Here is a 12,621-nt window from a genome sequence, read left to right on the forward strand (position 1 = left end):
ACGGCCTCGGCGTCGGCCAGCATGGGGGAGTGACCGTGATCCAGCCGCGTGCCCGTAGGACGGAGCTCGCCTCATTCCTGCGCAGTCGTCGCGACCGTTTGACCCCCGACGACGTCGGCCTGCCCCCGGGGCTGCGCCGCCGTACCCCGGGGTTGCGGCGCGAGGAGGTCGCTCTGCTCGCCGGGGTCGGCGTCACCTGGTACACCTGGCTGGAGCAGGGCAGGCCGATCAACGCCAGCGTGCAGGTGCTCGACGCAATCTCCCGCACCTTTGGCCTGGACGCGGCGGAGCGCGAGCACCTCTACCGGCTCGCCGACGTGCCCGCCGTACCGGAGCCGGACACCTGCGGCGGCCTCGAACCGGAGACCCAGGGCATCCTCGAGCACCTCAACCCGCTGCCCGCGGCGGTCTACAACGGTCGTTACGACCTGCTGGCCTGGAACCAGACCTACAACGCGCTGTTTCCCAACATGACCCTGCAGCCTCTCACGACCCGCAACGCGCTCTGGCAGATCTTCGTCACCCGCAACTGCTGCAGCCCGGTGGTCAACCGGGAGGACGAACTGCCACAGATGGTGGCGACCCTGCGGGCGGGCTTCGGGCGGCATCTCGGCGAGCCGTCCTGGACCGACTTCGTCCGCAGGCTGTCGGCCGCGAGCCCGGAGTTCGCCCGGATGTGGGCGGCGCACGACGTGGCCAGGCCGGGAAGCCGCATGAAGATCTTCCGGCACTCCGAGATCGGGCAGGTGCGCACGATCTCCACGAGCATGGCTCTGGCGTCACCGCCGGACACGCGGATGGTCGTCTACACGCCGCTCGACGACGAGAGCCGGGAGCGCATCGCCTGGATCAGGACGCGCCCCAAGGTCACGCCGATGCCCGTCCACAGCCACTGACCCGCGCCCGCGGGAGCGGGAGCCTCTCTCAGTGGGCCGTGACCCGGTGCTTCGACAGGTGGGCCAGCACGGCCTGGTTGGCCTCCCAGCCGTCGGGGAACTTCACCGGCACGCCGAGCTGGACCGGCTCGGCGGAGGGATGGGCGTCCAGCAGCTCGGGGATGCCCGCCCTGGCGACCACGACACAGGCGTGCCGGTGCCGTGAGGCCAGCACGCACAGTCGTCCCGACTCCAGGTGGAAGGCGGTGGCGTCACGGCGTCCGGACAGCGGATGGAGCACGATCGTCACGTCGTACTCCCGTCCCTGGAGCCGGTTCGCGGTGTCCACCGTGATCTCCTCGGGCACCCCGGCGGCGCGGATCGCGGCGACCTGGTCGCGGTGCGCGGCGCCAATGGCGATCCGGTCGGCCGTCACCCGATGGCTGCCGCGCTCCGAGTGCGCGACGGGCGCCCGCTGCAGCAGCCGTACCGCCAGCACCGCGACCGCCTGCACGGCCTCAGCGTCCGTGCGCACGGTGTGGCGGCTCGGCAGCTCGTACAGCGCCCAGCCCGAGGCGGCCGCCTCCTCGAGGGCCCGGTCATAGGAGGTGCGCATGCCGTTCACAGTCAGCTCCAGCGACCGCTCGGCGTGTCCGGTCCCCGCCTTGAACCCGGTGAACGGGTAGAACGCCTCGGAGACCACCGGCGCCGCCGAGGCGGGCAGTCGCCAGGAGACCGGCAGCCGGTGCACCGGCAGGTCGGGATTGTGCCGCAACAGCACGGAGACCGCGCTCTGCACCGGGTCCCAGGACAGGCCCGCCCAGCGCTCGCCGTCCACGATCGAGAACGGGTCGAGCTGGCCGGGGTCGCCGACGAACAGCGACCGCTCGAACAGCGAGGCGATGCGCAGCAGCTTGTCCGAACGCATCTGGTAGGCCTCGTCCACGATCGCCCACGGCCAGGTCCTGTCGCCGACCCAGGCCCACTTGTCCGCGGTGGCGATCACCACCGCCGGGTCGCCCAGGTCGGGCAGCTTGCCCGCGACCGAGACGTTGGGGTGACCGAGGACACGGGCGGGCGTGACGTAACCGCTCGCCGACAGGCGGCCGATCGTGAGGTCGGGATGCCCGGTCGCCAGCCGGTCGACCAGGTCGTCCACCTGCTCGTTGGTCTGCGCGACGATCATCAGCGGCTCGCCCGTCTCGGCGATGTGCGCGGCCGCCCTGACCACCAGGGTGGACTTGCCCGCTCCCGGCGGGGAGTCGACGACCACGCCCCGGTTGCGGGGAAGGTCGGCCAGGACCGCGTCGACGACGGCCGCCGCCTCCTGCTGCGGCGTCACGCGGGCGCTCCCGCGCGGCGCGCCTCCCGGTGCACGTTCACGACCACTCCTCCTGCGCGTCCTCGTCGCTCGGCACGTACTCCTGCGGTGGGCCGCCGTGCGTCCACGGCGTCAACTCGGGGTCGGGGAGCGCGGCCGAGGACTGGAAGTCGTCGGTCAGCGAGGTGTAGGCGACCCGCTCGCCGAGCTCGGGAACCGAGCCCGGTGCGGGCGTCCTGCCTCTGCCCATCCCCTTGGTGATCTTCAGGGTGACCTCGCCGCCGGTGATCTCGACGATCTCGGCGGCGTGCCCGCGCCGCTCCGGGCTGCCGACCGTGGTGCCCGGCGCCAGCCGTACCGGGTCGGCGGTCTTGACCGTGATCAGCGGCCTGAGCTTGCGCGAGCGGCCCTCTCCCTCGGTGTGCTCTGGGTCGGCGGACGTGATCGTCCCGGCGAACGCCTCGCCGGTCAGCCGATACTCGGCCATGACCAGCGGATCGTCGTAGGCTCGCTGCACGTCGTAGCTCGCCCGCGCTCTTTCGAGGCCCGCGAGCCGCGCCGCGGCGCCGACCGCGCCGTCCCTGCGCGCCTGCGGCGGCCCGCCCTCGGCCATCCGCTCGACGAACCGGCTGAACGATCCCCGGTCGACGTCCCAGCGGTCCCGAACCCGCGCCCCCTCGGGCAGCGCGCGCAGCAGCTCGACGGCTCGCCACATCAGCCGCCACGTCGGTTCGAGCTGGGTGCGCAGCGCCTGGGTCACGCGCTCGACGGCGCGCTCGGTCGGGGCCTCCTCGTAGGCGTTCACGGCGGGGGCGAGCACCTCGTTGTCGAAGCCCGGGTCGGTCGCGGGCCCCGCGGGCGGCCACAGCAGCGGATCCTCAGCCTCCTCCGCTGCCCGGGGGCCGGTCATCCCCGCAGGAGGGGCGATCCATCCGAGCAGCGCGGCCAGGTTTGCGTCCTCGAGGCCGCTCTGCCCGGTCGCCCAGTGCAGGCCGAGTGTCTCGGTCGCCGCGAGCAGCAGGCAGGAGCCTGGCTGCTGCGACCTGTCGGCGAAGTAGGTCAGCCATCGGCCGAGCAGCGGCACTGACGGGTGCACCGGATAGGGCCCGTCGGCCCTGCGGAACCGGGTCGAACGGCCGAGCAGCCCAAGGAAGGCCACCGCCTGCCGGTTCGGCACCAGGATCTGCGGGGCGTCGAGGCACCGTTCGTACGGCTCCGCGCCTTTTCTCTCGACGGTCTCGGTGGCCTTGCCGAACCCCTCCACGTACGGCAGCACCACCTCGGCCAGCTCGGCCGCGAAGGTGAACCGCAGGTCCCGGTTACGCGGCTGCGGCACCACGAGCAGCCGGGGATGGCCGGGATCGGTGCCGACCATGGCGGCCAGGGGGGCCGCGGCCTCGCCGGCGAGCCTGAGCGGGATGAACACCATCGGATGCGGGGCCAGATGGCAGTGCCTGACCGTGGTGATCGGCTGCGCGACCCCGTCCCGGATGGCGCGCAGCTGCGCCAGCGCCGTCAGCGCGCTCATCGCAGGCACTCCTCGCGCAGCCGGTCCGCCATGCGGAGCAGACGGGCGATTTCCTCCTGGCCCTCCGCGGGCTCCAGAGTGCCCTCCGCGAGGCCGAGCGCCTCCGCCATGCCGGAGACGCCGCCCAGCTCGTCGCGTACCTGACGGCCGAGCAGGTCGGTCGAACCGTTCTCCCTGGCCTCGTCGCGGCAGAACATGCACATGTCGCAGGTGGACAGACAGTCGGGCGCGTACCGGGCGGGCACCTGGCACAGCGCCTCGGCCAGTTCCCGCGCCGAGCGGGTCGGCACGCCATCGCAGTCGGGGGCGAGGTCGAAGGTGAGCCCCTCGGGGATCCCGTCGAGCAGGCGGTCGACCCGGGTCATCCGGGCGAGCTGCCGCCTGAGCACCGCGAGCTGCTTGCGCACGTCGACCAGCGTCGCCGTAGGCCGGTTGGCGAAGTTCTCCGGGCAGACCAGCACCACGTCGTGGGAGACCAGCTCAGGGGAGTGTCCCAGGCCGGCCAGCAGCTCGCGCAGCGCCAGCACGTAGACCGCGGCCTGCCTGGCCGCGGCGGCGACCTTCTGCGGCTCGGCCTGCCCGTCGATCACGCCGAACGACTTGATCTCCACGATGTGGAAGCGCCCGCCGAGCTGGAAGGCGACCACGTCCGGCTCCAGGTAGCAGGTGTGCCCGGCGATCTCCAGGCTGAGCAGCGGATGGTCGTAGAAGACCGCGTTGTCCTCGCCCTCCCGGACGGCCCTGTCGATTAGCGCCCTGGTGTGGGAGTGACGCAGATGGGCGCCGACGCTCTCCACGTCCTGGTAGCCGACCTGGGCGACGGGCAGCCCGAGCAGCTCGCGCAGCAGCCGCAGCAGTTCGGCGCAGCCGTTCTCCTTCACCAGCGCCTCGAACACGTTTCCCCGGGTGATCGCGAACTGGGACTGGCCGAACGGGGCGGGGAAGCCCAGGTGCCTGGCCGTACTGTCCTTGTCGACGCCCGCCGCGTCCAGCAGCGCTCTGCGGGCGCAGCCGGGGTTGGCGGCCAGCGCCGCGATGGCGCGGGCGTCGTGCGGGCGCGACGGCACGGGCCCGCGCAGTTCGTTCAGCCTGCCGTTCAACTTGCCCCCCTCAGAGTGTTCATGGCGGCGGCGCCGAACAGGCGCTCGACGTCGGGCAGCTGCCTGCCCGCCCGCGCCGCGACCTCGGCCCGCTGCGCGGCGTCCGCCGCGCGGTGTACTTCCAGCTCGGCGTGCGCCGCGCGGATCGCGGTCGCCGGATCCGCGGGCGCGAAGCCCTGGACGGCGCCGGGGATGTTCTGCGCCATCCTCGACAGCAGCCGCAGCGCGCCCTGTGGAGGGTCGGAGAGGCGGGCGAGGTGCTCGGCGACGCGCATGGTCGAGGTGAGGAAGTCCACGCGCGGGCTCAGCGGCCCGAGCACCCGCCGCTCCTGCTCCCAGGTGCTGTCGGCGAGCAGCCCCCTGACGGGAGAGAGGCGGTCGGTCAGCGCGGCGCACAGGTAGTAGGGGCGGGCGTACGGGTCGCTGCGGAAGGAACGTTCCTCGTCCCTGCGGAGACTGGTGAGCTGGGGGCCGCGCAGCGCGCGGGAGAAGAACGCGTCGTTCACCGCCACGATCAGCTTGGCGGCGGCCGGAACGCCCAGCAGGGCGAGCGCCTGGTGCACCTGCTCCCTGATGGGCAGCAGCGAGGTCTCCGGCTCGCGCGAGGGCCGTTCCGGCTCCTCGGCGGAGATCGCCTGGTCCCAGGCCTGCTCGGCCCTGCGCAGGTCCCCCCGTAGCGACCGGGCCAGCGAGTTCTCCTTCGCCTTCACCGCGCGCCGCACCTCGGCGCGGAGCTCGGTTATTCGCCGCTCCAGCGCGTCCAGTGATTCACTCACGGCACGGAGCGTAACAGGAGTTCCACCAGTCTCCCCTGAATTCCAGCGAATTCCAGTATTGAGGCCGTTGTGTCGCGTGGTGATACCGGATGAAAGGGGTATTTATCGCACTATTTGGTCATTCATTCCGGTTGTCCGCGCCGGAATTAGCCTCCCGTGCCGTCCTTCCGCTGTCATGCGCCTCCAGGAAGGCCGATCCCGGCGGGCAGCGGGCGGGAGTGCACCACGTCCAGCCGGGAGACGGCCCTGGTGAGCACGACGTAGAGCCGGTTCAGGCCCCTGGACTCCGCCTCTGCGATGGCGGCGGGCTCGGCCACGACCACGTGGTCGTACTCCAGCCCCTTGGCCATCGTCGCGGGCACGGCGGTGACGCGGGTGTCCGCGGATTCCTCGCCGAGCACGGCGACCTCGACGCCCGCGGCCCTGAGCGCTCCGGCCAGTGCCTCGAGGGCGTCGTCCGCGGCCATCACCGCGATCGAGCCGTCGTGGCCGAGGGCGTCGCGCACCGCGTCGACCACCGCCGTGAGGAGATCGGGCGCCTCGCTGATCCTGAGCCGCCCGTCGCTCCGGAACGAGCGCGTCCTGGGTACGTCGACCGCCAGCCTCTCAAGCAGCCGGTTGGCGAGCGTGACAACGGCCCCCGGCACCCGGAAACCGGTCGTCAGGACCACCAGCTCCGCCTCGGGCTTGCCGAGGTCGGCGAGCTGCTCGGGCCAGCCCATCGCCGCCCACGGAGTGGTGCCCTGCGCCAGGTCGCCGAGCACGGTGATCGAGCCGTGCTCGCTCCTGCGCGCGATGACCCGGCACTGCATGGCCGACAGGTCCTGCGCCTCGTCGACGATGACGTGACCGTACCCTCGAGGCCGTTCGACGAGGCCCGCGACCTCGTCGATGAGCACGGCGTCCGCCGCCGACCACCTGGCGCTCCTGAACGAACGCGGAGGCCGCGCCCACAGGATCGCCGACTGCTCGTCGGGGGTGAGGATCCCGTCCGCTGCCCTGGCCAGCGAGGCCGGGTCGCCGAGCAGCTCCGCCACGACCTCCTGCGGCCGTGCCACGGGCCACACCGTGTCCAGGAACTGCCTGACCGCCCTGCTCGTCCTCCTGGTCCATGCCGCGTCGGCGGTCCAGCCGCGCATCTCCGCCTGCCCTCGTATGACGCCGACGACGCGCGACAGCACGCGGTCGCGCCCGATCCCGTACGGCGTTGCCTCCCGCGCGGCGTCGTCCACGATGCGGTACAGCTCCTCCCCGTGAACCCGCCAGCGGTGGGCGCCCTCGGGCACGGTGAGCGGGCCGGAGGGGCGGCCGATCCGCCCGTAGAGCGCCCTGCGCAGCACCTGCGCCATCCGGGCGTCGTGCTTCACCGTCGCGGCCGTCTCGCTGTCCGTGCCGCGCGGCGGCTCTCGCGTCAGCAGCCGCTCCAGGGTCGTCTGCTCGACGTCGACCTCGCCGAGCGCCGGGAGAACGGCGGAGATGTAACCGAGGAACGCCTGGTTGGGGCCGAGGATCAGCACCCCGTTTCTGGAGAGCCGCTGCCTGTGGGTGTAGAGCAGGTAGGCGGCGCGGTGCAGCCCGACGGCGGTCTTGCCTGTGCCCGGCGCCCCCTGGACGCAGATGGACTCCCCGAGCTCGGCGCGGACCAGCTCGTCCTGCTCGGGCTGGATGGTGGCGACGATGTCACGCATCGGGCCGACACGGGGCCGCTCGATCTCCTCGGCGACGATCCGGCTCGCCGGGCCGGGAACCCCGCCGTCGCCGAGACGCTCGTCCTCGAAGCCCGTCAGGATGGTGTTCCCCGACCAGCCGAAACGGCGGCGTACCGCGACGCCGCAGGAGTCATGGGCGTCGGCCCGGTAGAACACCCTGGCGACCGGTGCGCGCCAGTCGATCACCAGCGGCTGCCGCCCCGTCCCGCCCGAGATGTGCCGTCGTCCTATGTAGTACCGCTGTCCCCGGTGGTCGCCCGCGTCCGGGCCCGCGCCGAAGTCGAGACGGCCGAAGAACGCGGGCCCCTCCGGCTCCTCGCTCAACTCCTTCGCGAGGCTCTTGAGATGGCGTCCCAGTCTCTCCGCGCTGTAGCGGTCACCCGCCACGTGCTCGCCGACGACGACGTTGAGGTGTGCGCCGTCGAGCATCCGGCGCAGGGCCGCCCTGCACGCGTCCAGGTAGGCCAGTTCCGCGTCGAGTCCCGTCCCGGTCACCAAGCATCACCCCTAAAAGTTAACCGAGTTAAGATATTAACCCGGTTGTGCTTCTGTTAGGTTGAACGGGTGACAGGACTCCGGGAGCGCAAAAGGCAGCAGGTCCACGACGCGATCTCCACAGCGGCGATCACCCTGTTCCTTGAGCGAGGGTTCGACGAGGTGTCCGTCGCCGAGGTCGCGGCGTCCGCCGGGATCTCGAAGCCGACGCTGTTCAAGTACTTCGCGGCGAAGGAGGACCTCGTCCTGCACCGGATCTCCGACCACCAGGGCGAAGCGGCCGGGGTCGTACGGCGACGCAGCCAGGACGAGACACCACTGGCCGCCCTCCACCGCCACTTCCTGGCGGGACTGGAGCGGCGCGACCCCGTGACGGGGCTCAACGACGACAAGACGGTGCTCGCCTACCACCAGATGGTCTTCTCAACCCCCAGCCTGGCGGCCAGGGTCTCCCACTACATGGCCGTGGACGAGGAGGCGCTCGCGGAGGCTCTCGGGGAGAGCACGGACGAGCTGACCGCGCGGCTCGTCGCCGCCCAGGTGCTCGCCGTACAACGGGTGCTGGCCCGGAGGAACTGGGCGAGACTCGCCAAGGGGGAGACGGCCGACGAGGTCCACCCGTCGGCGGTCGCCGCCGCCGACCGCGCGTTCGCCCTGCTGGAGTCGCCGTAGAACCGGATGGAAATCAGGCGGACACCCCTGGACGGGCTTTCTGGCCGGGGGATTCCACGGGGCCTCGCCGACGGCACGGGTGTTCACGGACGAGGAGGTGGGGCGCCCGGGGCGTCCGGCCGTGGCCGGAGGTGGGCGGCCATCAGGAGCCCGACGGGAAGCGCGTGCCGGAGGGCGCCGCGCTCGCGGCACCCCCCGGCACGTGAAGACGTCCCCCGAAGGGGCGGGATCAGCCGCTCAGCCGCCGATCTCGGAGCGGTCGCCGGACCACAGGGTGTGGAAGCTCCCCTCCCGGTCCGTCCGCTGGTAGGTGTGCGCGCCGAAGAAGTCCCGCTGCCCCTGGATCAGCGCGGCGGGCAGACGCTCGGCACGCAGCGAGTCGTAGTAGGCCAGCGCGGTCGAGAAACCCGGTGCGGGGATGCCCAGCTCGGCCGCCTTCGCCACGACCCGCCGCCACGAATCCTGCGCGAGCCCCAGCGCCTCGACGAAGAGCGGCGCGGTCAGCAGGGTCACCGGCGGGGTCTCCGCCGCGTAGGCCTCGCGGATGCGGTCGAGGAAGACCGCCCTGATGATGCAGCCGCCACGCCAGATCGTGGCCAGCGCGCCCGGGTCGACGTCCCAGCCGTACTCGGCGCTTCCGGCGTTGATCTGGTCGAACCCCTGGGCGTAGGCGATGATCTTCGACGCGTACAGCGCCCGCCGCACATCCTCGACGAAGCTCTCGCCGACCGGTCCCGCGGGCACGCCCGCCGGACCGGGCAGACCGCGGGCGGCCTCCCGCAGGCCGACGTGACCGGAGACGGAGCGGGCGAACACGGCCTCCGCGATGCCGCTCACCGGAACGCCCAGGTCCAGCGCGATCTGCACCGTCCACCGCCCGGTGCCCTTCTGCTCGGCCCGGTCGGCGATCACGTCCACCAGCGGCCTGCCGGTCGCGGCGTCCACCTGCCGGAGCACCTCGGCGGTGATCTCGATGAGGTAGGAGGACAGCTCGCCCCGGTTCCACTCGTCGAAGATGTCGGCGAGCTGCGCCGGGTCCAACCCGAGCCCCTGCCTGAGCAGGTCGTACGCTTCGGCGATCAGCTGCATGTCGGCGTACTCGATGCCGTTGTGCACCATCTTGACGAAATGACCGGCACCGTCGGGGCCGATGTGCGTGCAGCACGGCACGCCGTCGACCTTCGCCGCGATGTCCTCGAGCAGCGGGCCGAGCGCCGCGTACGACTCCTCGGAACCGCCCGGCATGATGCTTGGCCCGAGCAGCGCGCCCTCTTCGCCGCCGGAGACACCGGCGCCGACGAAGTGGATTCCCCGCTCCCGCAGTGCCGCCTCCCGCCTACGGGTGTCGAGGAAGTGCGCGTTCCCTCCATCCACGAGCATGTCACCCGGTTCGAGCAGCGGGGCGAACTCCTCGATCACCGCGTCCGTCGGCGCCCCGGCCTTGACCATGATGATGACGCGGCGAGGACGCTCCAGCGCCGCGACGAACTCCTCCGGAGTCTCACAGGCGACGAAGGTCCCCTCGTGCCCGTGTTCCTCGACCAACGACTTGGTCCGTGACTGCGACCTGTTGTGCACCGCCACCGTGTGCCCGTGCCTGGCGAGGTTGCGGGCGAGATTCGCCCCCATCACCGCCAAACCCGTCACACCTATCTGCGCCTGAGTCATGTTGTGACACCCCCTTCGCGTTCAAGGATGTCAGTTTGCACTGCCTCACCGTCGACGTGCCCGCCGAGGTCCGCGCGGGCATGTTGCCGGTCCAGCACGGGGCACGCGCGAGACCGCAGCCGACTCAGGGACGGAAGGAGGCCCCTGCGCGATCCGTGCCCAGGACGCCCCCGAGACAACGGTAGGTCCGCGCACCCGAGGCGAACTCGTCCTTCGAGGGCGGCAGGACCGTGGTCTGCCACTTCGCCGGGGGGATCTTGAGGGCGGCGCCACGCCGGGAGGCCAGCATGACCCACGACGCGCAGGTCTTCTTCACCACCGGGTTCCGTTCCACGACCGTCGTGTCGTACGTGAGGCCGTTCGGCAGCGTGGCGATCGCGAACGTCTCCCACGCGTGCGGCTCCCCGCACGGGATGGACCGCGCCGCCGCGTCGCCCGCGATCACGACGAGCCCGCCCCAGCACTCGCCCTTCTCCACGCACGAGGCCTGGGCGCCGGCGACCGCCGCCGCAGGGCATCCCGAGGTGACCGTCGCCACTCCGGCCTTCGCCCCCTGAACTCCCGCGGTGTCCGGCTGACCGCTGAGAGACGCGCCCTGGCCGAAGTTCTCCATGATCATCAGGCCGACGCCTGCCAGCAGCAGGATCGCGAAGGCCACGGCCACCGCGACGAACACCCGGGTGTTCGAGGTGCCGGAGGGGGGCGCCACGTCCTTCGCCGGTGACTGGGTGGTCCCGAGCCCCTGCAGACCGGGCGAGGTCAGGTGCGCGCGCATCGCCTCCTTGCCCGCCGCGGGGTGAGCCGGAGGCATGCCGTACGGCGAGGGCCCGCCCGGGAAGGGCATGGAACCCGGGCGGGGACCTGAGACGAAAGGCGCAGGCCCTTGGGTCCCCTGGGCGAAGGGCGGCTGAGGAGTGGCAGCAGGCCCAGGGGAAGAAGCAGGGGCAGGTAAGGAGACGGGGCGCGGCGGGATCGGCCTGGACCCTCGGGCGCCCCGGTCCAGATGCAGATCGGTGAGGGCGTCCCGCAGGGCCGCGACGGAGGGGGTGCGCCGCGCGGGGTCGCTGTCCATGGCGTGACGGAGCACAGTAGTCAACTCGGACGGCACACCGGGGATCTCCGGAATCGGCAGTCGGTGCAGCGCCATGATGACGGCGATATTGACCACTCCGCTCTCGGGGAACCGGGGCGGGCGGCCTGACAGCAGTGCGTAGAGGGTGGCGGCCAGGGAGTAGACGTCTCCCGCTGCCGCGGGTTCGATCAGGTCGAACGCCTCCGGCGGCGCGTAGGCGGGGGTGAGTGACTCGCGGGTCACCGAGGCCTCGCCACCGGAGGACGGCATGGTCGCCAGGCCGAAGTCGGACAGCACCACGTTGCCGTACCGGTTGATCAGAATGTTGGCCGGTTTGATGTCACGGTGCAGCACTCCCGCCGCGTGGGCCGCGGCCAGGGCGTCGGCGATGCGGATGCCGATGTCGGCCACCTCGGCGGGCGGCAGCGGCCCCTCGGAGCGCATCCGGTCCAGCAGCGACCCGCCGGGACACAGCTCCAGCACCATGTACGGCCTGCCGTCCGCGAGCACTCCGGCGTCGTAGACGTGGGCGACGTGTGGGTGTCCGGAGAGAGCGCCCGCGGAGGTGACCTCCCGCATGAAACGGCGCCGGTCACGTTCGGAGATCAGCACACGGTTGTCGACCTTGAGCGCGACCTCCCGGTCGACCGCCAGTTGCTTGGCCCGGTAGACGATCCCGAAACCGCCCTGGCCGAGCACGCCGGACACCTCGTAGCCCGGTACCGATAAGGCGCCCGCTTCAGCCATCTGCCACCTCCTGACGACGACGGGCAGATTACCGGAATTTTGCGTTCGTCCCGGTTGCGCGGGCCCTCGGCCAGGGGAGAGGTGACCGGCCGTGCGGGACCTCGGGAAGGGAGTCATGGTGAGTGCGTAGTGAGCTCGTAGTGAGAAGGAACGGTCCCGTGTCGCCGGGACGACGGAGACGAGCGCTCTGGCCCCGCTTCCCGTGCGTTCCGCCCGCGTGTGGGGGCACTTCCGCGATTTGACGATGGAGGGCGAGGTCCATAGAGTTCACAGGCCCGAGGGGGTTGGCGGAGATCGCCAAGGCCTCGGGACCCCCTTCTGATCAACTCGCCAGGTCGAGGCTTTCTGCCCCGGCCAGGTTCGATTCGACGTGGATCGAATGTCAGAGTAAATTGGAAGGGTTGCTCCGGAGACGGGGCGGTCTGAATTCCCCTCAGACAAGCTAGATCGAATCAAATGGATCCGCCCGGATCGGTTTGACACGAAAAAGCGGGTCTGAAAGAATAAAGACACAACGAAATGAACGAAACGAAACGCCCCGGAAGCTCCGGACAGAAAAGTTTGGGCGGATGGTGAACGCGTCCGTTTCTTGAGAACTCAACAGTGTGTTAAAAGCCAGTGCATGAAGCACAACCCGTCCCAACCACACGATGTGTGG

The 12,621-nt window shown here is 71.3% G+C and carries 9 protein-coding genes; 2 read left to right on the forward strand and 7 right to left on the reverse strand.

All coding sequences use genetic code 11. The features are described 5' to 3' along the window. Nucleotides 1–29 precede the first annotated feature (29 nt). Nucleotides 30–896 carry a helix-turn-helix transcriptional regulator gene (locus AB0395_RS34710; protein WP_366288242.1) on the forward strand — a complete coding sequence of 289 codons (867 nt, stop codon included), beginning with the start codon at nt 30–32 and terminating at the stop codon, nt 894–896. A gap of 28 nt (nt 897–924) precedes the next feature. Here the strand turns inward: AB0395_RS34710 and AB0395_RS34715 are convergent, their stop codons facing one another. From AB0395_RS34715 to AB0395_RS34735, 5 genes are all read right to left on the reverse strand, one after another. Next, on the reverse strand, nt 925–2,217 hold the full coding sequence (locus AB0395_RS34715) for an AAA family ATPase (protein WP_366288243.1): 1,293 nt from the start codon (nt 2,215–2,217) through the stop codon (nt 925–927). A gap of 37 nt (nt 2,218–2,254) precedes the next feature. Continuing rightward, the gene (locus tag AB0395_RS34720) at nt 2,255–3,724 is read right to left on the reverse strand and encodes a hypothetical protein (RefSeq protein WP_366288244.1); all 1,470 of its coding nucleotides are present in this window, start codon (nt 3,722–3,724) and stop codon (nt 2,255–2,257) included. Then, nucleotides 3,721–4,824, reverse strand: coding sequence for a hypothetical protein (locus AB0395_RS34725; RefSeq protein WP_366288245.1), 1,104 nt, complete (start codon nt 4,822–4,824; stop codon nt 3,721–3,723). The genes AB0395_RS34720 and AB0395_RS34725 overlap by 4 nt, the downstream gene beginning before the upstream one ends. Next, nucleotides 4,821–5,600 carry a hypothetical protein gene (locus AB0395_RS34730; RefSeq protein ID WP_366288246.1) on the reverse strand — a complete coding sequence of 260 codons (780 nt, stop codon included), beginning with the start codon at nt 5,598–5,600 and terminating at the stop codon, nt 4,821–4,823. Before AB0395_RS34730 ends, AB0395_RS34725 begins: the two co-directional genes overlap by 4 nt. Nucleotides 5,601–5,773: 173 nt before the next feature. Next, the gene (locus AB0395_RS34735) at nt 5,774–7,804 is read right to left on the reverse strand and encodes an AAA family ATPase (protein WP_366288247.1); all 2,031 of its coding nucleotides are present in this window, start codon (nt 7,802–7,804) and stop codon (nt 5,774–5,776) included. A gap of 69 nt (nt 7,805–7,873) precedes the next feature. On the opposite strand from AB0395_RS34735, the gene AB0395_RS34740 reads away from it, so the two are divergent. Beyond that, a complete protein-coding gene (locus AB0395_RS34740; RefSeq protein WP_366288248.1) occupies nt 7,874–8,476 on the forward strand; it encodes a helix-turn-helix domain-containing protein in 603 nt (200 codons plus the stop codon). Nucleotides 8,477–8,713: 237 nt separating this feature from the next. Here AB0395_RS34740 and gndA read toward each other — a convergent pair whose 3' ends face one another. Then, nucleotides 8,714–10,144 carry an NADP-dependent phosphogluconate dehydrogenase gene (gene gndA, locus AB0395_RS34745; protein ID WP_366288249.1) on the reverse strand — a complete coding sequence of 477 codons (1,431 nt, stop codon included), beginning with the start codon at nt 10,142–10,144 and terminating at the stop codon, nt 8,714–8,716. A gap of 124 nt (nt 10,145–10,268) precedes the next feature. Further along, complete coding sequence (locus AB0395_RS34750) at nt 10,269–11,963, reverse strand: protein kinase (protein WP_366288250.1); 1,695 nt, start codon at nt 11,961–11,963, stop codon at nt 10,269–10,271. Nucleotides 11,964–12,621: the final 658 nt, after the last annotated feature.

The organism is Streptosporangium sp. NPDC051023 (assembly GCF_040689595.1).
Taxonomy (GTDB): Bacteria; Actinomycetota; Actinomycetes; order Streptosporangiales; family Streptosporangiaceae; genus Streptosporangium.

Bases quoted from the DNA above. Each gene is read 5' to 3' on its own strand.
- gndA (WP_366288249.1), bottom strand. From the start codon at position 10,144: ATGACTCAGGCGCAGATAGGTGTGACGGGTTTGGCGGTGATGGGGGCG.
- AB0395_RS34750 (WP_366288250.1), bottom strand. From the start codon at position 11,963: ATGGCTGAAGCGGGCGCCTTATCGGTACCGGGCTACGAGGTGTCCGGC.
- AB0395_RS34720 (WP_366288244.1), bottom strand. From the start codon at position 3,724: ATGAGCGCGCTGACGGCGCTGGCGCAGCTGCGCGCCATCCGGGACGGG.